Source organism: Rhizobium sp. 16-488-2b, from assembly GCF_017741815.1.
In the GTDB taxonomy this organism is placed as follows: domain Bacteria; phylum Pseudomonadota; class Alphaproteobacteria; order Rhizobiales; family Rhizobiaceae; genus Rhizobium.
Genome location: NZ_JAGHMF010000001.1, coordinates 56,775 through 77,280, shown reverse-complemented (window position 1 = coordinate 77,280; position 20,506 = coordinate 56,775). Strand labels below are relative to the sequence as shown.

At 60.6% G+C, this 20,506-nt stretch carries 23 protein-coding genes; 4 read left to right on the top strand and 19 right to left on the bottom strand.

All coding sequences use genetic code 11. The features are described 5' to 3' along the window. Positions 1-22 precede the first annotated feature (22 nt). The gene (gene trxA, locus J5286_RS00325) at positions 23-343 is read left to right on the top strand and encodes a thioredoxin (protein ID WP_018901140.1); all 321 of its coding nucleotides are present in this window, start codon (positions 23-25) and stop codon (positions 341-343) included. A gap of 48 nt (positions 344-391) precedes the next feature. On the opposite strand, the gene J5286_RS00320 is transcribed toward trxA, so the two are convergent. The 9 genes from J5286_RS00320 to J5286_RS00280 all read right to left on the bottom strand — a co-directional run bounded on the left by J5286_RS00320 (position 392) and on the right by J5286_RS00280 (position 9,291). Beyond that, positions 392-1,744: a bifunctional folylpolyglutamate synthase/dihydrofolate synthase gene (locus J5286_RS00320; protein WP_113199365.1), complete on the bottom strand. Its 1,353-nt coding sequence runs from the start codon at positions 1,742-1,744 to the stop codon at positions 392-394. Between the two features lie 27 nt (positions 1,745-1,771). Then, positions 1,772-2,674, bottom strand: coding sequence for an acetyl-CoA carboxylase, carboxyltransferase subunit beta (accD, locus tag J5286_RS00315; RefSeq protein ID WP_047509149.1), 903 nt, complete (start codon positions 2,672-2,674; stop codon positions 1,772-1,774). A 39-nt stretch (positions 2,675-2,713) separates the two neighbouring features. Next, on the bottom strand, positions 2,714-3,553 hold the full coding sequence (gene trpA, locus J5286_RS00310; RefSeq protein WP_047509147.1) for a tryptophan synthase subunit alpha: 840 nt from the start codon (positions 3,551-3,553) through the stop codon (positions 2,714-2,716). A 3-nt stretch (positions 3,554-3,556) separates the two neighbouring features. Beyond that, positions 3,557-4,777 (bottom strand): tryptophan synthase subunit beta, encoded by a 1,221-nt coding sequence (gene trpB, locus J5286_RS00305; RefSeq protein WP_018901136.1) that lies wholly within the window; start codon positions 4,775-4,777, stop codon positions 3,557-3,559. A 2-nt stretch (positions 4,778-4,779) separates the two neighbouring features. After that, positions 4,780-5,448 carry a phosphoribosylanthranilate isomerase gene (locus J5286_RS00300; RefSeq protein ID WP_018901135.1) on the bottom strand — a complete coding sequence of 223 codons (669 nt, stop codon included), beginning with the start codon at positions 5,446-5,448 and terminating at the stop codon, positions 4,780-4,782. Between the two features lie 88 nt (positions 5,449-5,536). Continuing rightward, complete coding sequence (locus J5286_RS00295; RefSeq protein ID WP_209188616.1) at positions 5,537-6,298, bottom strand: M48 family metallopeptidase; 762 nt, start codon at positions 6,296-6,298, stop codon at positions 5,537-5,539. Positions 6,299-6,386: 88 nt separating this feature from the next. Next, positions 6,387-6,821, bottom strand: a complete 435-nt coding sequence (locus J5286_RS00290) for a DUF2852 domain-containing protein (protein ID WP_113011904.1) — start codon at positions 6,819-6,821, stop codon at positions 6,387-6,389. A 145-nt stretch (positions 6,822-6,966) separates the two neighbouring features. Continuing rightward, the gene (locus tag J5286_RS00285) at positions 6,967-8,244 is read right to left on the bottom strand and encodes a polyhydroxyalkanoate depolymerase (RefSeq protein ID WP_209188638.1); all 1,278 of its coding nucleotides are present in this window, start codon (positions 8,242-8,244) and stop codon (positions 6,967-6,969) included. A gap of 204 nt (positions 8,245-8,448) precedes the next feature. Continuing rightward, on the bottom strand, positions 8,449-9,291 hold the full coding sequence (locus J5286_RS00280; RefSeq protein ID WP_209188615.1) for a fumarylacetoacetate hydrolase family protein: 843 nt from the start codon (positions 9,289-9,291) through the stop codon (positions 8,449-8,451). 238 nt (positions 9,292-9,529) lie between these two features. Between J5286_RS00280 and J5286_RS00275 the strand changes: the two genes are divergently transcribed. Further along, positions 9,530-10,123, top strand: a complete 594-nt coding sequence (locus J5286_RS00275; RefSeq protein WP_209188614.1) for a nitroreductase family protein — start codon at positions 9,530-9,532, stop codon at positions 10,121-10,123. Between the two features lie 65 nt (positions 10,124-10,188). Here the strand turns inward: J5286_RS00275 and gyrB are convergent, their stop codons facing one another. The 5 genes from gyrB to J5286_RS00250 form a co-directional block, all read right to left on the bottom strand. Beyond that, complete coding sequence (gene gyrB, locus J5286_RS00270) at positions 10,189-12,624, bottom strand: DNA topoisomerase (ATP-hydrolyzing) subunit B (protein WP_209188613.1); 2,436 nt, start codon at positions 12,622-12,624, stop codon at positions 10,189-10,191. Positions 12,625-12,757: 133 nt separating this feature from the next. Further along, positions 12,758-13,135 carry a helix-turn-helix domain-containing protein gene (locus J5286_RS00265; protein WP_018901128.1) on the bottom strand — a complete coding sequence of 126 codons (378 nt, stop codon included), beginning with the start codon at positions 13,133-13,135 and terminating at the stop codon, positions 12,758-12,760. Beyond that, positions 13,132-13,710: a Smr/MutS family protein gene (locus tag J5286_RS00260; RefSeq protein WP_209188612.1), complete on the bottom strand. Its 579-nt coding sequence runs from the start codon at positions 13,708-13,710 to the stop codon at positions 13,132-13,134. The genes J5286_RS00265 and J5286_RS00260 overlap by 4 nt, the downstream gene beginning before the upstream one ends. Further along, positions 13,710-14,828, bottom strand: a complete 1,119-nt coding sequence (mltA, locus tag J5286_RS00255; protein ID WP_209188611.1) for a murein transglycosylase A — start codon at positions 14,826-14,828, stop codon at positions 13,710-13,712. Before mltA ends, J5286_RS00260 begins: the two co-directional genes overlap by 1 nt. Further along, the gene (locus tag J5286_RS00250; protein ID WP_209188610.1) at positions 14,821-15,525 is read right to left on the bottom strand and encodes a Tim44/TimA family putative adaptor protein; all 705 of its coding nucleotides are present in this window, start codon (positions 15,523-15,525) and stop codon (positions 14,821-14,823) included. Before J5286_RS00250 ends, mltA begins: the two co-directional genes overlap by 8 nt. Before the next feature lie 126 nt (positions 15,526-15,651). Between J5286_RS00250 and J5286_RS00245 the strand changes: the two genes are divergently transcribed. Both J5286_RS00245 and secB read left to right on the top strand, forming a co-directional pair. Then, positions 15,652-16,152 (top strand): FxsA family protein, encoded by a 501-nt coding sequence (locus tag J5286_RS00245; RefSeq protein WP_209188637.1) that lies wholly within the window; start codon positions 15,652-15,654, stop codon positions 16,150-16,152. A 95-nt stretch (positions 16,153-16,247) separates the two neighbouring features. Then, on the top strand, positions 16,248-16,724 hold the full coding sequence (gene secB / locus J5286_RS00240; RefSeq protein ID WP_018901123.1) for a protein-export chaperone SecB: 477 nt from the start codon (positions 16,248-16,250) through the stop codon (positions 16,722-16,724). A gap of 48 nt (positions 16,725-16,772) precedes the next feature. Here the strand turns inward: secB and dnaQ are convergent, their stop codons facing one another. Genes dnaQ through J5286_RS00215 form a run of 5 tightly spaced genes read right to left on the bottom strand, consistent with a single transcriptional unit; the run spans position 16,773 to position 20,395 of the window. Then, positions 16,773-17,486 carry a DNA polymerase III subunit epsilon gene (gene dnaQ / locus J5286_RS00235; protein ID WP_209188609.1) on the bottom strand — a complete coding sequence of 238 codons (714 nt, stop codon included), beginning with the start codon at positions 17,484-17,486 and terminating at the stop codon, positions 16,773-16,775. After that, positions 17,479-18,090, bottom strand: a complete 612-nt coding sequence (gene coaE / locus J5286_RS00230; RefSeq protein ID WP_209188608.1) for a dephospho-CoA kinase — start codon at positions 18,088-18,090, stop codon at positions 17,479-17,481. The genes dnaQ and coaE overlap by 8 nt, the downstream gene beginning before the upstream one ends. Next, positions 18,090-18,947, bottom strand: coding sequence for a shikimate dehydrogenase (locus tag J5286_RS00225; protein WP_209188607.1), 858 nt, complete (start codon positions 18,945-18,947; stop codon positions 18,090-18,092). Before J5286_RS00225 ends, coaE begins: the two co-directional genes overlap by 1 nt. Beyond that, complete coding sequence (locus J5286_RS00220; protein ID WP_209188606.1) at positions 18,940-19,539, bottom strand: Maf-like protein; 600 nt, start codon at positions 19,537-19,539, stop codon at positions 18,940-18,942. Before J5286_RS00220 ends, J5286_RS00225 begins: the two co-directional genes overlap by 8 nt. Before the next feature lie 34 nt (positions 19,540-19,573). Beyond that, entirely contained in the window at positions 19,574-20,395 is an 822-nt protein-coding gene (locus tag J5286_RS00215) for a pyruvate, water dikinase regulatory protein (RefSeq protein WP_047509125.1), read from the bottom strand. Positions 20,396-20,506: the final 111 nt, after the last annotated feature.

Below are 20,506 nucleotides of genomic sequence, written 5' to 3'. Positions count from 1 at the left end.
AATCCTTTAAAGGAGCGGCCTTATGGCTACCGTGAAAGTCGATATCAATAATTTCCAGGCTGAAGTTCTGGAATCCGCAGAACCCGTCGTTGTCGATTTCTGGGCTGAATGGTGCGGCCCGTGCAAGATGATTGCTCCGAGCCTCGAAGAACTCGCAGTCGAGTTCCAGGGCAAGGTGAAGGTCGCCAAGCTCAACATCGACGAAAATCCTGAGCTGGCCGCCCAGTTCGGCGTGCGCTCGATCCCGACGCTTGCCATGTTCAAGGCCGGCGAAGTGGCCGACATCAAGGTTGGCGCTGCTCCGAAGACCGCTCTTTCGAGCTGGATCTCCAGCGCGGCCTGATTTTTCAGGACAATAGAATGAAAAAAGCCCGGTCGATGCCGGGCTTTTTTATTTGGGGGGGGTGCCGTTGTCAGCAAGCACGTCGCCGACCAGATAGAGCGATCCGCCGATCAGGATGCGTGGTGGCTGTTCGCGCTCGAAGGCGGTGTCGCGGATCGCTTCTAGCGCTTCGCCGACCGTGGACATCGGCTCGGCGACGAGACCGGCGTCATAGGCGGCGTTGGCGAGGATGACGGGGTCGATCATCGCGTCGCTGCCGCGAATGGGCACACAATAGACCTTTTCCGCAAGACCCTTGAAGGCATTGAAATAGCCGATCGGGTCCTTGGTGTTGATCATGCCGATGATGAGGAAGAGCGGACGCGGCTGCTTTTCCTCGAAATTGGCCATGGCTTCGGCGATGACTTCGCCGGCACCGGGATTATGGCCGCCATCGACCCAGATTTCGGCACCCGAGGGGGCGCTTGCCATCAGATTGCCATCGCTGAGCTTCTGCAGGCGGCCGGGCCATTCGACCGTGGCCATCGCCTTCTCCATCATCGCTTCGGTGACAGTGAAGCCCGCGGCCTTGACGGCGCGGATGGCTGCGGCAGCGTTGGCATATTGGTGGCGGCCGGGGAGCCGGGGCAGCGGCAGGTCGGCGAGGCCGAATTCGTCCTGATAGACAAGCCGGCCGTATTCCTCATGCGCCATGAAATCCTGGCCAAATGCTGCGGTCGGGCAACCGAGACGCTCGGCGGTGGAGATCAGCACGTCGAGTGCCGCATCATATTCCTGCTTGCCGATAACGACTGGGCGCTTGCGCTTCATGATGCCGGCCTTTTCGGCGGCGATCAGTTCGACGCTGTCGCCAAGATAGGGCTGATGATCGAGCGAGATCGGCATGATGACCGAGACGGCGGGATCGGAAATGACGTTGGTGGCATCGAAACGGCCGCCAAGGCCGACCTCGATGATGGCCGCGTCGGCCGGATGCTCGGAGAACAGGATGAAGGTGACCGCCGTCAGGATTTCGAAGACGGTGATCTTCTGGCCCGCATTGGCGGCAGCGACACGGCGCAGCGCATCGGCAAAGACCGCGTCATCGACGAGCTTTCCGCGGCCGCCTTCGACGCCGATGCGGTAGCGCTCGTGCCAATTGACGAGATGCGGCGAGGTGTGGACGTGGGCGCTATAGCCGCCCGCTTCCAGAAGCGCGCGGCAGAAGGCGGTGACGGAGCCCTTGCCGTTGGTGCCCGCCACATGGATGACCGGCGGCAGCTTCTTTTGCGGATCGCCGAGAACGGCAAGCAGGCGGGTAATGCGATCCAGTGACAGATCGAAGCCCTTGGGGTGCAACCCCATGAGCTTGTCGATTTCCTGTGCTGCTTCGCTCACCGCGGTCTGACCTCTGGGTATCATCGCTCAACCCGCCTGTGATGTTTGCGGTCAGGCGCTTGCGGCGATCGCAAGCGTGCCGGTGTTTTCGTTGGCAACGGCAGCCGGCTTCTTCGTCAGGATCTTCAGGACACGCGCGAGCGTATCGGGAATGTCATGGCGCTTGACGACCATGTCGACCATGCCGTGCTCGAGCAGGTATTCCGACGTCTGGAAGCCTTCCGGCAGCTTTTCGCGAATGGTCTGCTCGATGACGCGCTTGCCTGCAAAGCAGATTTCGGCGCCGGGCTCAGCCATGTGGATATCGCCGAGCATGGCGTAGGAGGCGGTGACGCCGCCGGTCGTCGGGTTTGTCAGCACGACGATGTATGGCTGGCCGGCTTCCTTCAGCATGTCAACGGCAACGGTGGTGCGCGGCAGCTGCATCAGCGACAGAATGCCTTCCTGCATGCGGGCGCCGCCCGATGCCGGGAACATGACGAGCGGGCACTTCTCGGCGATGGCACGCTCGAAGGCCTTGACGATCGCTTCGCCGGCGGCGATGCCGAGCGAGCCACCCATGAAGTTGAACTCGTGCACGACGGCGACGAGCTTCAGGCCGCGAACCTTGCCGACGCCGGCAACGATCGTGTCTTCCTGGTCGGTCTTGATGCGGCTATCGCGCAGGCGGTCCGTGTACTTCTTGGAATCGCGGAACTTCAGCGGATCCTGGGCGACCTTCGGCTGGATCAGCGCTTCATAGGCGCCGTCGTCGAAGAGATCGGTGAGACGAGCCTTGGCCGGCATCTTCATGTGATAGCCGGAAGCAGGGATGACCCACTTGTTGTCTTCGAGATCCTTATGGAAGACCATTTCGCCCGTTTCCGGGCACTTGATCCAGAGGTTCTCCGGCACTTCGCGGCGGCCCAGCATGGAATTGATGCGGGGGCGAACGTAGTTGGTGATCCAGTTCAAGTCGAAAACTCCTGATTAACTCTTGCCAATGTGGGAAAACTATTCGGCAGCAACAAGGCGCGCCGAACGTGTTCCCGATGACAGCCCGCGAACGAGCGTTGCGACAGCCTGTACGGTATCGGCTGTCGCCTTGCCGTCCTTGGTCAGGCTGAGGGCTACCTGATTGACGATTGCCGTGCCGACGACGACGCCATCGGCGGAGGCGCCGATGACCTTCGCATGGTCGGCCGTCTTGACGCCGAAGCCGACGCAGACAGGCAGATCGGTGTGGTTCTTGATGCGCTTGACGGCGCCGGCGACCAGCGTCGGATCCGGCAGCGCCGAGCCGGTGATGCCGTTCATCGAGACATAATAGACGAAGCCGGAGGTGTTCTTCAGAACGACCGGCAGGCGCTTTTCATCGGTGGTCGGGGTGGCGAGCCGAATGAAGTTGATACCCTTGCGCAGTGCCGGGATGCAGAGCTCGTCATCCATCTCCGGCGGCAGGTCGACGACGATCAGGCCATCGATGCCCGCTTCCAGTGCATCGTCGAGAAACTGCTCGACGCCGTGGACGTAGATCGGGTTGTAGTAGCCCATCAGAACGATCGGCGTGTCGTTGTCGGTCTTGCGGAAGTCGGCTGCGAGCTGCAGCGTCTTCTTCAGCGTCTGGCCGGCCTTCAGCGCACGCTGGCCGGCCATCTGGATCGCCGGGCCATCGGCCATCGGATCGGAGAAGGGCATGCCGAGCTCGATGATATCAGAGCCCGCTTCCGGCAGCGCCTTCATGATGCCGAGCGACGTGTCGTAATCGGGATCACCGCCCATGAAATAGGTGACCAGCGCCGGGCGGCCTTCTGCCTTCAGAGCGGCAAAGCGTTTGTCCATACGTGCGGTCATGACTTATGCACCCATTCCCAGAATCTTGCCGACGGTGAAGATGTCCTTGTCGCCGCGACCGGACAGGTTCATCAGGATGATCTCGTCCTTGCCCATCTTCGGCGCGCGCTTGATGACTTCAGCCAGCGCGTGCGAGGGCTCGAGCGCCGGGATGATGCCCTCGAGGCGCGTCAGCGTCTGGAAGGCTTCGAGCGCTTCGTGGTCCATGATCGGCACGTATTCGACGCGGCCGATATCGTTCAAATAGGAGTGCTCAGGGCCGATGCCGGGATAATCGAGACCGGCCGAAATCGAGTGACCTTCCTTGATCTGGCCGTCGCCATCCTGCAGCAGATAGGTGCGGTTGCCATGGAGAACGCCGGGCGAGCCCGCGGTGATCGAAGCGCAATGCTCGTCGCCCTGCAGGCCCTTGCCGCCGGCTTCGACGCCGACGATCTTGACGCTGGCGTCATCCAGGAACGAATGGAAGATACCGATCGCATTCGAGCCGCCACCGACGGCCGCGACCACGAGATCCGGCAGACGGCCTTCAGCTTCGAGCATCTGCTCCTTGGCTTCGGCGCCGATCACGGCCTGGAAATCGCGGACCATTTCGGGATAGGGATGCGGGCCAGCGGCCGTGCCGATCAGATAATAGGTGTCGTCGACATTGGTGACCCAGTCGCGCAGCGCCTCGTTCATGGCGTCCTTGAGCGTGCCATGGCCGGCGGTGACCGGCTTCACTTCGGCGCCCAGGAGCTTCATGCGGAACACGTTCGGCGCCTGGCGCTCGACATCGGTCGCGCCCATGTAGACGACGCAGGGAAGACCGAAACGGGCGGCAACGGTTGCCGAGGCAACGCCGTGCTGGCCGGCACCGGTTTCGGCGATGATGCGGGTCTTGCCCATCCGCTTGGCCAGCAGGATCTGGCCGATGCAGTTGTTGATCTTGTGCGAACCGGTGTGATTGAGCTCTTCGCGCTTGAAGTAGATCTTGGCGCCACCGAGTTCGGCGGTCAGGCGCTCGGCGAAATAGAGCGGGCTCGGGCGGCCGATATAATGCGCGCCGAGATGCTTCAACTCCGCCTGGAATTCCGGGTCGGTCTTGGCCTTGTCCCACTCGTCCTGCAGTTCCAGGATCAACGGCATCAGCGTTTCGGCGACAAAGCGGCCGCCGTAAATGCCGAAACGGCCATCCTCATCGGGACCGGAGCGGAATGAATTGGGTTTTGGGGTCTCGTTCACTATCAACTCCCTGAGGCCATTTCAGGCCGGCAAGCCTGCTCGACCGCATCGAAAAACTCATCAATCAGTGCGACGCTTTTCACGCCGGGCGCGCTTTCCAGACCCGAGGACGCATCGAGCCCCGGGGCCTTGGTAATGGCAAGGGCTTCGGCGATGTTGTCCTTGTTCAGGCCACCGGAAAGCATGTAATCCACGGTGCCGTCAAGCCAGCTGAGCAGCGTCCAGTCGAAGGACACGCCATTGCCGCCGGGCAATTCCGATCCCTTCGGCGGCTTGGCGTCGAAGAGGAAACGATCGGCGATACCAATATAGGCCTCGACGCGCTTCAGATCATCGGCGGTGCGGATCGAAAACGCCTTCATAACCGGCAAAGCGTAAACGGCCTTTATGGTCAAAACGCGCTCGGGGCTTTCGTCGCCATGAAGCTGGAGAATATCCGGCCTTAACGTGGCGACAATCTCGTCGAGATCATCATTGGTCGGATTGACCACCACGGCAACGATCTTGGCGCGGCCGCGCACCCGGTCAGCCAGTTTGGCGGCATCATCGGGCTCGATGTAGCGCGGGCTCTTTTCGAAGAAGATGAAGCCGATATGGGTCGCGCCGCGCGTCACCGCGCGATCGATCGCTTCGGCCGTTTTCAGGCCGCAGATTTTGATATCCGGTTTCATGGCAGCGAAGTGACACGAAAAAGGCCGTGAGTCGAGCCAATTCCGAGTGCTGCGATATTTTGGACGATGGTTTATTGGCGGGGGCTGATCAGTCGAAGTCGATCGCATGCAGCAGGCTGCCGTGCCGCTTCAGCCAGGATTTTGCATCTTCCATCCCAGGGCACAGCTTCTTGCACAGCGCCCAGAAGTGGGGACCGTGGTTCATCTCCTTGAGATGGGCGACTTCGTGGGCGGCGAGATAATCGACGACTGCGGGCGGCGCCATGATGATGCGCCAGGAGAAGCTGAGATTTCCCTCGGCTGAACAGGAGCCCCAGCGGCTGCGCGTATCCTTCATCGAGATCGACTTGATCGGCGCCCGGATCGAATGCGCATGGAATTTTGCGAGCCGCTCGAGATCGGCCCGCGCTTCCTTCTTGAGAAACGTCGCGATGCGGCGGCCGAGATGCTCCGGCATGCCACTCACCCGCAGCACCGGCTTGCCATCGACGACCGTCACTTCGGTCAGCCCGCGCAGGCTGCCCGTGTGCTGAATGCGATGGGACACGCCGCGAAACAGGATCGTACCGCCATCGTGAAGGCCGGTATCGGTCGAGAATTTCGCGAGCTTGGTCATGAGCCAGCCCTGGTGCCGGTCGAGGAAGGCGTCGACATCGCGTCGCGCCAGGCCGCTCGGGATCGTCATCTTGAGGGCGCGGCCACCGGGCTCGATGCGCAGCGTGATGCGGGTTGCGCGCTCGTGCTGCTTGATCGTCAGCGGCATCAGCCGTCCGGCAACGTCGAGCGTGCGCGTCTCCGGCGGAGCCGGTTTGCGGACACTGCGTCGTGGCTTGGACAAGAGCGGGAACATCGGCATTTTCTATATGATTCGTCGCAATTCCGGTCAAAGAAAAACCGGCACCTAATGGTGCCGGCTGATGTTTTGATGTCGATCGCGGTTACGGCGCCTGATATTCGGCAACCGGGCCGTTATCATCACGCCTGGTGTTCTTGCGATCGCGCATATAGCGGTCGAACTCGTCCTGATCCTTGGCGCGGCGGAGCTCGCGCACATAGGTTTCGAAGTCCTCGCGCATTTCATCGAGCTTGCGGCGTTCTTCCTCGAGCCTGTCGAGCTCGGCCTTGCGCCAATCGTCGAAGGCGACATTGCCCGTTGAGAATTGCGGGCGATAGCGGCCATGCGAACGTCGGCAGCCGGCGAAGAATCCATCGGCGGCACTATTGGCGTCGCGCTTGAAGCCGCGCAGACGCTCCCCGAAGATGATGTAGGCGAGCATGGCGAGACCCAGAGGCCAGAAAACCACGAAGCCGAGGATCATCAGGGCAATGGTAGCCGGAGTCCAATCCGGGCGAAGCAATGCTGACTGGTTCATCGTGCGGTATCCTCGCATTTTCGCGCCCGGCGAAATGCCGAACGCTGGAAATCGATGTGGTTACCGTTTGACACCGCTTCAAGATGATCTCCACTCAAATCGGACAAGGCCTTGAAAGCGCAATGCTAATTCAGACGATGCTAAATCAGGTTGATTTGCCGCCCTTGATCACGCGCTTGACCGCCGGTTTTCCGGCGCGGCCATGCTCGCGGACGAAGTTGATAATGCGTGGCGCGATCTCGCGGCGGAAACGCGAGCCGTTGAAGACGCCGTAGTGGCCGACATCCGGTTGCAGGTAATGCATTCGCATGTGGTCGGGGATGTTGGTACAAATGGTCTGGGCGGCCTTGGTCTGGCCGACGCCGGAGATGTCGTCGTTCTCGCCCTCGACGGTCAAAAGCGCCACGTTGCGGATCGCCGTGGGGTCGACCAGCTTGCCGCGATGCTCGAGTTCACCCTTCGGAAGCGCGTGTCTGATGAAGACCTGATCGACGGTCTGCAGGTAGAACTCGGCGGTGAGATCCATGACGGCGAGATATTCGTCGTAGAAGTCGCGATGCTTTTCGGCCGGCTCGCCATCGTTCTTCACCAGATGCATGAAGAACTCCTTGTGGGCGACAAGATGCCGGTCGAGGTTCATCGACATGAAGCCGGAGAGCTGCAGGAAGCCAGGATAGACCGGCCGCATGAAGCCTGGCTGCGGCCAGGGAACGTTCATGATCACGTTTTCGGCGAACCATTCCAGCGGCTTGTCCTTGGCCAGCTGGTTGACGGCGGTCGGATTGATGCGGGTATCGATCGGGCCACCCATCAGCGTCATCGACGCCGGCGCCAGCGGATCGTTGGCTTCTTCCATGACGGCTGCGGCAGCAAGCACCGGCACGGAGGGCTGACAGACCGCGATCACGTGGGTGTCCGGCCCGAGGAAGTGCAGCATCTCGATGACGTAATCGACATAATCATTGAAATCGAAGGTCCCGTCGGTCATCGGCACCATGCGGGCGTCGATCCAATCGGTGATGTAGATATCCGCGCTCGGCAGCAGTGCCTCGACCGTGCCGCGCAGAAGCGTCGCATAGTGCCCGGACATGGGGGCGACGATCAGGATGCGCGGGTCGGGAGCGTGGGCAGCCGGCAGGTTGCGCGAGAAATGCAGCAGATTGCAGAAGGGTCGTGCCCAGACAACCTCTTCTCGAACCGCGACCTTCTTGTCGCCGATGACGGTCTCGGGCAGATCGAAGGACGGCTTGCCGTAGCGGCGCGTCGTGCGCTCGAACATTTCGAGTGCCGCGGCCATCGTCCGGCCCCAGGGGGTTTGGGACAACGGATTGAGCGGGTTGGCATAGGCAAGCCGCATGATATCGGCCACGGCGCGGTAAGGCGCCATCGCGGCATGATTCAATTCATAAAGCTGGTAAAACATGAGATGCATCACCTTTCTTTCATCTGGAAGATGACGCCTGCTGAAAGGCATCGGACTCTTTCCAACGATGTGCTGGCATCTCAACGCACAGTAACAGGTTTTTGTTGCACAGCAACATGAGCGATCCGCACCGCAATAAAGAAATGCCGGGGATTCTCTCCCCGGCATGATGCTGCGCTCAAATGCTTAATACTCGTCAAACGCCTAGAAATCGGCCTGAAACGTCTGCTTCTGCGTGCCGAGACCTTCGATGCCGAGCTGGACAACGTCGCCGGCGCGCAGGAAACGCGGTGGCTTCATGCCCATGCCGACGCCAGGAGGGGTGCCGGTCGAGATGACGTCGCCCGGATGCAGCGACATGAACTGGCTGAGATAGGAAACGACGAAGGCAACGCCATAGACCATGGTCTTCGACGAGCCGTTCTGCATGGTTTCGCCGTTGACCTTCAGCCACATGCCGAGGTTCTGCGGATCGGCGATCTCGTCCTTGGTCACCAGCCATGGGCCGATCGGACCGAAGGTGTCGCAGGACTTGCCCTTGGTCCACTGTCCGGCCCGCTCCGTCTGGAAGGCGCGCTCGGAGACGTCGTGCGAGACGCAGTAGCCCGCCACGTAATCGAGCGCGTCGGCTTCGCTGACATATTTCGCGGTCTTGCCGATGACGACGCCAAGCTCGACTTCCCAATCGGTCTTCTCGGAGCCGCGCGGGATGAGAACGTTGTCGTTCGGGCCGATGATGGCCGAGGTAGCCTTCATGAAGATGACGGGCTCGGGCGGCACAGCGGCGCCGGTCTCGGCGGCGTGGTCGGAGAAGTTGAGGCCGATGCAGATGAACTTGCCGGTGCCAGCAACGCAGGCGCCGATGCGACCTGGCTGAAGCTCGGGAAGGGTTTTCGGGTCGATCGCCGCCAGCTTGGCCAAGCCCTCAGGCGAGATCGACGCGCCCGCGATATCGGATACATGACCGGACAGATCCCTGATCTTGCCGTCCGCATCCAGCATTGCCGGCTTTTCCTGGCCGATCTCTCCAACGCGCATGAGCTTCATCGAATATCCTCCTCAGCGTGAGCCATGTTTCCATCACCTATGAACGAATTATTCACCGGTGTCATTACGGCTTTTCGTGCGAGCGGTACGCTCGTTCAAAAGTCCAGCGAGAATCCGGGCAACGGGCCACTGTCTTTCCGGCGCGTGGTGCCCAAATATCTTGACGGACGCATAAGAGTGACAAGACTGCGTTTGCCGAGGAGACCCCGGCACCGCGCCACCAACCATCGGAAAGATCATGACAAAGAGCAACAGCCGCGAATCCCAATACCCGATCGAGCCGATCTTTCTCGACCGCTGGTCGCCCCGCGCCTTTACCGGCGAGATCATCGACGAAGCCGAGCTGCTGACCGTGCTGGACGCCGCGCATTGGGCACCCTCCTCGGCCAACCAGCAGCCGTGGCGCTTCATCTACACGTTGAAGGGCTCCGACGACTGGGACAAATTCGTATCGCTGCTGGTCGAGTCAAATCAGGAATGGGCGAAGAATGCGTCCGCACTGATCTTCGTCGTGTCGAAGGGCTTTAGCGGCGACTTTTCCGAGGGGCGCAAGAGCTACACGCACTCCTTCGATGCCGGCACCGCCTGGGGCTATCTTGCGCTGCAAGCCAAGCTTTCCGGCTTCTATGCCCATGGGATGGGTGGCATCAAGCATGATGAGATCCGCGATACATTCGCCATTCCGGAAGGCTACCGCGTGGAGGCGGGCATCGCCTTCGGGCGCCTTGCCGACAAGAGCGTGCTTTCGGAGCGCAACCAGGAACGCGAATTCCCCAGCCAGCGCAAGCCGCTCGCCGAAGTCGCCTTCAAGGGTAAATTCGTAGCCGGATAATGGTGCAATAAAAAACGGCCCCGCAGCTGGAGCTGCAGGGCCGTTATTTCGATAAATGCCAGCGATCAGATGTCGAGATTGGCGACGTTGAGCGCGTTTTCCTGGATAAATTCGCGGCGCGGCTCGACCTCGTCGCCCATGAGGCGGGCGAAAAGACCGTCGGCATCCGTGGCGTCGCTGACGCGCACCTGCAGCAGCGAGCGGACGTTCGGATCGAGCGTGGTTTCCCAGAGCTGCTCGGCGTTCATCTCACCAAGGCCCTTGTATCGCTGCATGGTCAAGCCCTTGCGGCCGCTTGCGAAAACGGCTTCCAGCAGTTCGCGCGCACCTGACAGTTCCAGGTTACCGTCGCGACGCGTCAGCTTCGGCGGCGTCTGGTAGATCTCCTTCAGGCGAGCCGACATCTGGTCGATCAGGCGGGCATCCTGCGAACCGATGAGCGCCATGTCGAGAACCACGACTTCCTTGACGCCGCGAACCATTCGCTCGAGACGCAGGCCGCCCTCACTCGTCAGGCCGCCTTCCCAGCCACGCTCAGTTTCCTCGGCGATAACGTCGAGGCGACGTGCCACTTCGGCCACCAGTTCCTGGGCGCGGGCGCCATCGCTGATTGCTTCCGCGTTCAGCGCGCCGGCAATAGCTGCCTGTTCGACGACCGCTCGATTGTAGCGCGAATGCAGATTGTCGAGCAGCGCGCGCAGGCGCAGCGCATCGACGATGACTTCGCGCAGATCCTGTCCGACGCGAACTTCGCCGCTGCCGAGCGCCAGGGCAGCGTCATCCAGACCCTGGGCGATGAGATATTCCTCAAGCGCCTTTTCGTCCTTCAGATACTGGATCGACTTGCCGCGCGACACCTTATAGAGCGGCGGCTGGGCGATGTAGATGTGGCCGCGCTCGATCAATTCCGGCATCTGGCGGAAGAAGAAAGTCAAGAGCAGCGTTCTGATGTGGGCGCCGTCGACGTCGGCGTCCGTCATGATGATGATCTTGTGGTAGCGCAGCTTGTCTGGATTGAACTCGTCCTTGCCAATACCGGCGCCAAGCGCCGTGATCAGCGTGCCAATTTCCTGGCTCGACAGCATCTTGTCGAAGCGCGCACGCTCGACGTTCAAGATCTTACCGCGCAGCGGCAGGATGGCCTGGTTTTCGCGCGAGCGACCCTGCTTGGCCGAACCGCCCGCGGAGTCACCCTCGACGAGGAAGACTTCGGACTTGGACGGATCGCGCTCGGAGCAATCGGCGAGCTTGCCGGGAAGCGAGGCGATGTCGAGCGCACCCTTGCGACGCGTCAGTTCGCGCGCCTTGCGGGCGGCTTCGCGAGCGGCAGCGGCTTCAACCACCTTGCCGACGAGGATCTTGGCGTCAGCCGGATGTTCTTCCAGCCAGGTGCTCAGCGCCTCGCTGACGAGATTTTCAACGACCGGACGAACTTCGGATGAAACGAGCTTATCCTTGGTCTGCGACGAGAACTTGGGATCCGGCACCTTGACCGACAGAACAGCCGTCAGGCCTTCGCGGCAATCGTCACCCGTCAGAGAAACCTTCTCCTTCTTGGTGATGCCCGAGGTATCGGCATAGGAGGTGATCTGGCGGGTCAGCGCGGCGCGGAAGCCGGCCATATGGGTGCCGCCGTCACGCTGCGGGATGTTGTTGGTGAAGCAGAGCACGTTCTCGTGGTAGCTATCGTTCCACCACATCGCGACTTCGACGGTGATCCCATCCTTGTCACCACGAATAGCGACCGGGCGCTCGACCAGCGGCTTCTTGGCGCGATCGAGGTAGGACACGAAGGCTTCGAGACCGCCATCATAAAGCAGCTCTTCCTGGCGCACGTCGGAATGGCGCTTGTCGGTCAGAAGAATGCGGACGCCGGAATTGAGGAAGGCAAGTTCGCGCAGGCGATGTTCGAGCGTGTTGAAATCGAACTCGATCATCGTGAAGGTTTCGGAGCTCGGCATGAAGCTGACTTCGGTGCCGGTCAGGCCACCGGAATCGCCGGTTTCCTTGAGCGGGGCATCCGATACGCCATGCGTGAAGCTCATCTCGTGGATCTTGCCCTGGCGGCGGATCTTAAGCTTCAGCCAAACCGACAGCGCGTTGACGACGGAAACGCCGACGCCGTGCAGACCGCCGGAGACCTTGTAGGAATTCTGGTCGAACTTACCGCCGGCATGCAGCTGGGTCATGATCACTTCGGCAGCCGAAATGCCTTCGCCGCTGTGAATGTCCGTCGGGATGCCGCGACCATTGTCGGTGACGGTGACCGAACCATCGGCATTGAGCGTTACGGTGACGATGTCGGCATGACCGGCCAGGGCTTCGTCGATGGCGTTGTCGACGACTTCGTAGACCATGTGATGCAGACCGGAGCCGTCATCGGTATCACCGATATACATGCCGGGGCGCTTGCGCACGGCGTCAAGACCTTTCAGGACCTTGATCGAGTCTGCGCCATACTCGGTGCTAACGCCGTTTTCCGTCGCGGGTGTATCGGTCATATTGTCGAGAATTCCCTGTTGTCGATGCCGTGGTGACACGCGGGCGAATCACCGGCCTTAATCACGTTGAATATAGGGTTTTTGCATGAAGTTCCCAATGCCAGCGGTCGCCAAGAGCGCATAAAACAGGGGATTATGACCGTTTTCCGTCAGCGTTTTCCGCATTTTCGAGAACCTCCGACAGTTTTGCCAGGGTCGCCTCATCCAGATGGCGAATAGACCCCGCCAAACGGTTGGCGAAGGTCGTGTATTCGGCCGCCAAACCCGAGGTATCGATGACAATTCGCGGATCGGAAAAGCGCGCGATCAGGAACAGATCGTCGGCTTCGTCCCAGATGATGTTGAAGTAGCCGGCGATCCGCTGCAGAAGATCGAACGTCGGGACGCCGCGCTTTCCATGCTCAAGTGCCGAGAGATAGGCCGGAGAGACGTTCAACGCTTCGGCCATCTGCTTCTGCGACACCCCCTTGCGCTCCCTCAGCTTGCGGATCGCTTCCCCGAATGGCGTCATAGCCGATCGCCCACACGACGAGAGAGGCGGATGTAGAGTGCGCCCTCGCCGCCATGGTGCTGCGCCGCGGCCTCGTAAGACGAGATGAGATAGCGAAATTCGGGCTTGGAAAACCACATCGGCACGGCACGCTTCAACGCGCCATCGCTGCCGAGCGAACTGCCCTTGCCGGTGATGACGAGGACATGGCGCATGCCGCGATCATGGGCCCGCATCAGGAATTCGAGCAGCATGATGTGGGCTTCGCTTTGAACGAGGCCATGGAGATCGATGCGCGCCTCGAGCGCGAGGCGGCCCTTGGCGATCTTGCGCTTCACCGGGCGCTCCAGTGGGTGGTGGATGCCACCCGCAGGCTTCGGTGCCGCTGACGGTTCAGGTTGCCCGCTAGCGCCTGCGACCGATTTTGGTGCGGCGGCGGCTTTCAGGTTGGCGACATCCGCTTCCTTTTCGGCCTCCACCAGGAAAGCATCGAGCTCGTTCATTGCCCCGGCGTTGCCCGGCATGGGGCGCGTGCTGCGGGCAACCTTGCCCCACAAAATGCGTTCATCGGCGCTGAGCTTGCGATCCTTCGCCATCACGCAAACCTCGCGGCGGCTTTGTTCGGGATCAGGATCGCGAAATCGGCGCCATGGCGCACGGTGCCGGCAAGCTCGCCGGCCGCGTCGCCGGAGCCCGTAAAGATATCGCCTCGCGCCGGGCCAACGATGGCCGAGCCGGTGTCGAGCGCCAACATCAGGCGCTGAAAAGGCTTTCCACCCTGCAGATGAAGCAGACCTTGCGAGTGGATGTAAAACGGAAAGCCGAAGGTGTGGATCAGACGATCGACGGCAAGCGACCGTCCTGCAATCAACGGCACCTTGGCAGCCGCGATCGGGCCGGCATGCTCGTTGTCGATCTCGACCTCGCGAAAGAAAATGTAGGAGCGATTGTGCGCGAGGATGTCATCGACACGGTCGGGGTTGATGGCCAGCCAATGCCGGATCGATTGCATGGAGATGTTTGATCGGTCGATCTCGTCGAGATCGATCAGCAGTTTGCCGATCGCCGAGAACGGATGGCCGGCCTTTGCCGCATAGGTGATGCGCCCCGTGCGCCCATCTGGATAGCGCAGGCGTGCGGCGCCCTGGACATGCACGAAGAAGACCTCGACCTTGGATTTTGCCCAGCAAATTTCCAGCCCCTGCCCTTCCAGCGCGCCTTTGTCGATGGCGGCGCGGTCGAGATATGGCTCGATCGATCCCTCATGCAGGCGGCCGAACATGTAGCTTGGATCCATCGCGGCTGGGCGGTTCTGATCGTCGAGGTCGATCAGATCGTCAGGGCGGCGGTAGAATGGGAAGCGGTATTCGTCGTCGGGCTTGGCCGAGACGGCTATCTCGGGCTCGTAGAAGGCAGTTACGAAACCGGGTTGGCCGTCTGTCCGCTTGATCAGGAAAGGTCGACAGTGCGCTTCAAACAAGGCTCTTGCCTCGCTTGCCGATGTCGGTCTGGCATCGCGCGCGGCCTGCAGCAGGTCCAGAAGATCGGCGCTGGTCAGGCCCAGCGATCCGGTGCGGTAGGGCTTGGTCTGTTCGATATGTTGACGACAGGCTTCCATAGCCTCGAAAAGGCTGGAGGGATCATCATCCCGCCAGCCTTCCAGATCGTCAAAGCCTATCGCCTCGAGGGCAAAGCCTCGCTCATCATCACTCATGTTCCGATTCGGTGGCCACGAGTTTCCAGTTCGGATCACGCGAGCGGGTGTCGCGTGCGAATGTCCAGAGATCGTTGATCTCGGCAACGGTTTCCGCGTCACCGTCAACAAGGACATCGGCCTTGTCGTAGGTCGCAGAAATCATCTGGCTGATGATGCGCAAGGTGATCTGCGCTTCGCTGCCATTGACCTCGACATTCTTGATTTCGGCCTTATCGATGCCGACGAAGGTGGACTTGACCTTCTCGCCCTTGCTTTCGCGATCGGCGATTGCTGCGTCGAAGCCTTCGTAGACTTCCTTGGACAGCAGATTCTTAAGCGTCTTGCGATCGCCATCGGCAAAGGCCATCACGATCATTTCATAAGCCATGCGGGCGCCGTTGACGAATTCCTTCGGGTTGAAGGAAGGATCGGCCTTGTTCATCTCCCGCAGCGATTCATTGAGCGGCGTGCCGGCCGGGGCGAAGGCGTCGATTACCGCGAAGCGGTCCTCTTCCTCGCCTGCCGCATCGCGGCGCGGCAAGGTTACGACCTTTCCGGCATCCGGCGTCTCGGGGCCGGCAGCATCGCGCGGCGTGTAGAGATCGCGTGGCGGCTTCTCATTTCCCGTGCGTCGACCAAGGACATTGCGCAGCTGCAAAAATATCAGCACCGCCGCCACGAGAAAAAACAAAGTGATGAAGTCGTTTGAACCCATATCCCGCCGCAATCTGTTAACATCTAGAATTTGTATACCCATATAGTCTGCATATACAGATGATTCAAATGGGTCCGGTACGTTGGGCCGATTTCAATGGAGACCGGTGAGAGCCGGAGAGAAATAATGCGCCTTACAATGCTGCCTGGTTTTCTGCTGCTCATGCCTTTGGTCGAGATCGCGGGCTTCGTGATTGTCGGCAAGGCGGTCGGTCTTTGGGCGACGCTCGGACTGGTTATGCTGAGTTTCGTGGCCGGCATGATGTTGTTGCGCCGCCAGGGTATCGGCATCCTGCAACGCATGTCGATGGAAGGTCGCGCCGGCGCCGTGCCGGGCCGCGAGCTGCTGCGCCCGGCAATGTTCGTCATCGCCGCGCTGCTCCTGATCATTCCCGGCTTCATCAGCGATATCGTCGCGCTGCTCATCTTCATCCCCGCCGTTCGGGATCTCGCGTGGAATTATGTGAGCCGCCGTTTCGTGGTGGTGGGTGCTTCCGGACCGTCCCGCACATCGGCGCACTCCCCTTATCGGGATAACAATGCAACCGTCGTCGATCTCGACGCGGACGATTATCAGCGCGACCCGAACGGCAAGTCGCCATGGTCCGGCAAAAGCCTAGGCGAATGAGGCCCTTGCTACAGAAGCGCCGGCTGGCCTAGGGTTGTAACGACATCGTCGAAATGATAGATGCGGCGAAATCCAATGCCCTCGAGGAAAAGCCAATGGACAGCGAAAACAGCAATAACGGCGCAACGAGCCCGAGCCTTACCATTCTAGCACAGTACACCAAGGACCTTTCCTTCGAGAATCCTGGTGCACCGCGTTCGCTGCAGGCCCGCGACAAGGCACCTGCCATCAACATCAATGTCAACGTCAACGCCAACCCGCTTTCCGACACGGACTTCGACGTCGTTCTCTCGTTGAACGCCGAAGCCAAGGAAGGCGACAAGACGGTATTCCACACGGAGCTCGTCTATGGCGGCGTTTTCCGGATCGCTGGCTTCCCGCAGGAACACATGCTGCCGGTTCTCTTCATCGAGTGCCCGCGCATGCTCTTCCCGTTCGCGCGCCAGATCATCGCGGACGTGACCCGCAACGGTGGCTTCCCGCCGCTGATGATCGACCCGATCGATTTCTCGCAGATGTTTGCCCAGCGCGTTGCCGAAGAGCAGGCCCGCGCAAAGGTTCAGGCGAACTAATTGCTGATCAAATGATCGCCGAGATGCCCGGGACAGTGCCCGGGCATTTTAGTTTGGGCGATCGTATTTGGCCCAGATGCCCTTCTGGCCGAGCTTGGCAATCAGCGCATCATGGTGCTCGGCTTCGGTTTCGCTGAGGCGCGGTGCCAGCGGTCGCGGTCGCTCCAGCGCGACCAGGACAATATCGTCATCGCTGTCGTTGCGTTCCGAGGCGCCGTTGTTTTGCGCGACACCGAGCCCAAGTGCTGTCTGGCGACCGCCGATCATCTCGATATAGACTTCGGCAAGCAGTTCGGAGTCGAGCAAGGCGCCGTGCTTGGCGCGATGAGAATTATCAATCCCGTAGCGACGGCAGAGCGCATCGAGCGAGTTCGGGCCCATCGGATTCTTGCGCCGGGCCATCGACAATGTATCGATCACATTTTCGGGAGAGATCGGCGGCAAGGCAAGCCGCGCCAACTCGGCATTGATGAAGCCCATGTCGAAGGTGGCGTTGTGGGCGATCCACTTGCCTTCGCCGAAGAAATCGAGAATCTCCTGCGCCACCGCCGCAAAGGGCTGCTTGTCCTTCAGGAACTCGTCGGTGATCCCGTGAACGGCAAGCGCGTCCGGATGGACCTTCTGGTCACCGGGATTGATGTAGATGTGCAGCGTCTTTCCCGTCGGGAAGTGATTGAAGAGTTCGATGCCGCCAATTTCGATGATGCGATCGGTGCGGTTATCAAGCCCGGTGGTTTCCGTATCGAAAATGATTTCACGCATTCGGGAAATCTCCGTTCGCTATCCGCTGTTTCAGGTCCGCGATAATAACACCGACCTGCTCCCTCGCCTGATCGATGCCGTGACCGGTATCGACCACGTAATCTGCGCGCCGGCGCTTTTCCGCATCGGGGGTCTGGCGCGAGAGAATCATATTGAATTTCTCTTCCGTCATGTTCGGACGCGCAAGTACCCGCTCACGCTGAATCTGTGGATCACAGCTGACAACGACGACGACATCGACGCGATCCGCACCGCCGCTCTCGAAAAGCAGCGGTATGTCGAGAAGGACCATCGGTGTGCCCTGCTCGCGTTGCTCTTCGAGGAACATCGCCTCGCGCTCGCGGACAAGAGGATGAACGATCTGCTCCAGCTGCTTGAAACCTTCGGGGCGCAACGCAAGCTGCCGGCCCAACTCCTGGCGATCGACCGTTCCATTTTTCACCGAGCCTGGAAAAGTCGCCTCGATCAGGGGCGCCGCGGCACCCGCATAAAGATCATGGACGACGGCGTCGGCATCATTGACCGGCAGACCGGCATCGGCAAACAGCTTTGCCGTGGTCGACTTGCCCATCCCGATCGAGCCGGTCAGTCCGATTTTCAGCATCAATGCTTTTCCATATCCGCGATGATCAAGGCGCGAAGCGTCTCATCGACGATGGGCCGCTTGCCGAACCATTTCTCGAAACCGGGTACCGCCTGGTGAAGCAACATACCCAGACCATCGACCGTCGCGAAACCCTGCTCCTCAGCCTGCGCGAGAATGGGCGTCTTCAGCGGTACGTAGACGATGTCGGTGACAACGGCGTCGGACTGCAACGAAGAGAAATCGATATTGGGTGCGATCTCCCCTTCCATGCCGAGCGACGTTGTATTGATAAAGAGGCCTGCGCCTTTCATCACTTCGGAAAGAGCCGTCATCGGATTCGGGTGCACGGCTGCTCCAAAGCGATCCGCGAGCTCGACCGCGCGGGCGACGGTACGGTTGACGAGGTGGATCTCCTTGATGCCGCGATCGCGAACGGCCTGGATGACGGCACGGCTGGCGCCACCGGCGCCCAGGATGACTGCCGATCGCACCTTGTCCCAGCGGGGATGGCGCTCATCCAGATTTGCGGTGAAGCCACGGCCGTCGGTGTTCGTGGCCTTCAGCTTGCCGTCCTCGAGCCAGAGCGTGTTGGACGCACCAAGTTCGCGCGAGAGATCATCCGGCTCATCAGCCAGCTTGAATGCCATCTCCTTGTGAGGGATCGTGACGTTGCCGCCGACAAAACCAGAGGCGGCTGATTTCAAGGATTGGATGAAAGCTGGAAAATCGTCCGGCGCGACTTCATGGGTACGGTAGCTTCCGTCGAGGGACAGCGACTTCAGCCAATATCCATGGATGATCGGCGAGCGCGAGTGCTTGACGGGAAAGCCGGTGACGAAGGCGCGCGGGCCGATTGTTTCACGTGAATCATCCATCGATGGCACCCAATTCTCTCAGTTTTTCCAGGAGCGGCAGCATCGGCAGCCCCAAAATGGTGAAGTAGTCGCCATCGATTTTCGAGAAGAGCTGCAGTCCCTCCCCTTCGAGCTGATAGGCGCCTACGCTGCTCAAGGCGCGCTCGCCGACCCGCTTCAGGTGCCGTTCGATGAAATCTTTAGTCAGTAGACGCATCGTCAGCTCGGCGCGCGAGACATGCTCCCAGATGATGTCGCCGTTATAGGCGAGCGCGACCGCGCTGTTCAGCCGATGGGTCTGCGCGGACAGCGCGGCAAGATGGGCGGCCGCATCTTCCATGCTCTTCGGCTTATGAAATGTGCGCTGCCCCAGCGACATGGTTTGATCTGAACCGATCACGATTGCGCCCGGCGAGCGATCGCTCACCTCCCTGGCTTTGGCCTTGGCGAGGACCAGCGCGATCGCATCAGGCGTTGCGCCATCTCGTTCGAGCGGTGCTTCGATCGCCCGCTCATCGACCTTCGCCGGATGAGCCTCGAAGGACAGGCCGGCATTTTCCATCAGCATGCGACGGAAGGGACTGGAGGAAGCGAGTATGAGTTTCGGTATCATCTGTGCTCTCGGCGCGGTTGGCTAGGGGCAGCGCTTAGCGCAGCTTGGGACGCAGGGCAACGATTGCCGCCGCCGTCTCCTCGATGGAACGGCGGGTGACATCGATGAGCGGCCAGTTGTGGCGGGCGCAAAGCGAGCGGGCATATTTCAGCTCTTCGGATATCGCGGCGCGATCCGTGTAGTCGCCGCGATCGAAGCCGGGCGTCGCGCCGAGGTCGCGATTTTCGCGGACCTGGGAGATGCGATCGGTGGTGGCTATCAGGCAGACAATCAGCGGCTTGGTCGCTTCGAAGAGGCTTTCCGGCAGGGGCACGCCATAGACGATCGGGATGTTGGCGGTCTTGATGCCGCGGTTGGCGAGATAGATGCTGGTCGGTGTCTTGGATGTTCGGCTGATACCGATGATGACGACGTCGGCGTCATTGTAATCATCCGGCATCTGGCCGTCGTCGTGATCCATCGTGAAGTTCAGCGCCTCGATGCGCGCGAAGTATCCGGCGTTCATGACATGCTGGGCGCCGACCCTCCGGCGTGACGGTGCGCCGAGGTAGATCTGGAATGCGTTGAGAACGGGCTCCAGAACATTGACCGAGGCCACGCCCATTTCGAGGCAACGCTCGTCGATCAGCGTGGCGAGCTCGCGATCCACAATCGTGTAGAGCACGATGCCCGGTTCACCATCGATCGCCTGCAAGACGGTCAGCAGCTGCTTTCGATTGCGGATCAGCGGATAGACATGCTCGATCGGCTGCGCCGACTTGAATTGCGCCGATGCCGCGCGGCCGGCCGAAATCAGCGTTTCGCCCGTCGAGTCAGAAATGAGATGCAGATGGAAGAAGTTCGTACGGTTCTCCACGCTATTTTCCGCTGCCTGTTGAAAACACTGGATGACGGAGAGCTACGAGACGCGCCGGGGGTTAGGCAAGGGAAAACATGCCTGGTTTTCCACATTTCGGATTCTTTGGAG

Bases quoted from the DNA above. Each gene is read 5' to 3' on its own strand.
- J5286_RS00275 (WP_209188614.1), top strand. From the start codon at position 9,530: ATGACAAAGAGCAACAGCCGCGAATCCCAATACCCGATCGAGCCGATC.
- J5286_RS00225 (WP_209188607.1), bottom strand. From the start codon at position 18,947: ATGGATGATTCACGTGAAACAATCGGCCCGCGCGCCTTCGTCACCGGC.
- mltA (WP_209188611.1), bottom strand. From the start codon at position 14,828: ATGAGTGATGATGAGCGAGGCTTTGCCCTCGAGGCGATAGGCTTTGAC.
- dnaQ (WP_209188609.1), bottom strand. From the start codon at position 17,486: ATGCGTGAAATCATTTTCGATACGGAAACCACCGGGCTTGATAACCGC.
- J5286_RS00300 (WP_018901135.1), bottom strand. From the start codon at position 5,448: ATGAAACCGGATATCAAAATCTGCGGCCTGAAAACGGCCGAAGCGATC.
- J5286_RS00260 (WP_209188612.1), bottom strand. From the start codon at position 13,710: ATGGCGAAGGATCGCAAGCTCAGCGCCGATGAACGCATTTTGTGGGGC.
- J5286_RS00245 (WP_209188637.1), top strand. From the start codon at position 15,652: ATGCGCCTTACAATGCTGCCTGGTTTTCTGCTGCTCATGCCTTTGGTC.
- J5286_RS00285 (WP_209188638.1), bottom strand. From the start codon at position 8,244: ATGTTTTACCAGCTTTATGAATTGAATCATGCCGCGATGGCGCCTTAC.
- J5286_RS00250 (WP_209188610.1), bottom strand. From the start codon at position 15,525: ATGGGTTCAAACGACTTCATCACTTTGTTTTTTCTCGTGGCGGCGGTG.
- J5286_RS00290 (WP_113011904.1), bottom strand. From the start codon at position 6,821: ATGAACCAGTCAGCATTGCTTCGCCCGGATTGGACTCCGGCTACCATT.
- gyrB (WP_209188613.1), bottom strand. From the start codon at position 12,624: ATGACCGATACACCCGCGACGGAAAACGGCGTTAGCACCGAGTATGGC.
- J5286_RS00220 (WP_209188606.1), bottom strand. From the start codon at position 19,539: ATGATACCGAAACTCATACTCGCTTCCTCCAGTCCCTTCCGTCGCATG.
- trxA (WP_018901140.1), top strand. From the start codon at position 23: ATGGCTACCGTGAAAGTCGATATCAATAATTTCCAGGCTGAAGTTCTG.
- secB (WP_018901123.1), top strand. From the start codon at position 16,248: ATGGACAGCGAAAACAGCAATAACGGCGCAACGAGCCCGAGCCTTACC.
- coaE (WP_209188608.1), bottom strand. From the start codon at position 18,090: ATGCTGAAAATCGGACTGACCGGCTCGATCGGGATGGGCAAGTCGACC.
- J5286_RS00280 (WP_209188615.1), bottom strand. From the start codon at position 9,291: ATGAAGCTCATGCGCGTTGGAGAGATCGGCCAGGAAAAGCCGGCAATG.
- J5286_RS00295 (WP_209188616.1), bottom strand. From the start codon at position 6,298: ATGTTCCCGCTCTTGTCCAAGCCACGACGCAGTGTCCGCAAACCGGCT.
- J5286_RS00265 (WP_018901128.1), bottom strand. From the start codon at position 13,135: ATGACGCCATTCGGGGAAGCGATCCGCAAGCTGAGGGAGCGCAAGGGG.
- trpA (WP_047509147.1), bottom strand. From the start codon at position 3,553: ATGACCGCACGTATGGACAAACGCTTTGCCGCTCTGAAGGCAGAAGGC.
- J5286_RS00320 (WP_113199365.1), bottom strand. From the start codon at position 1,744: ATGATACCCAGAGGTCAGACCGCGGTGAGCGAAGCAGCACAGGAAATC.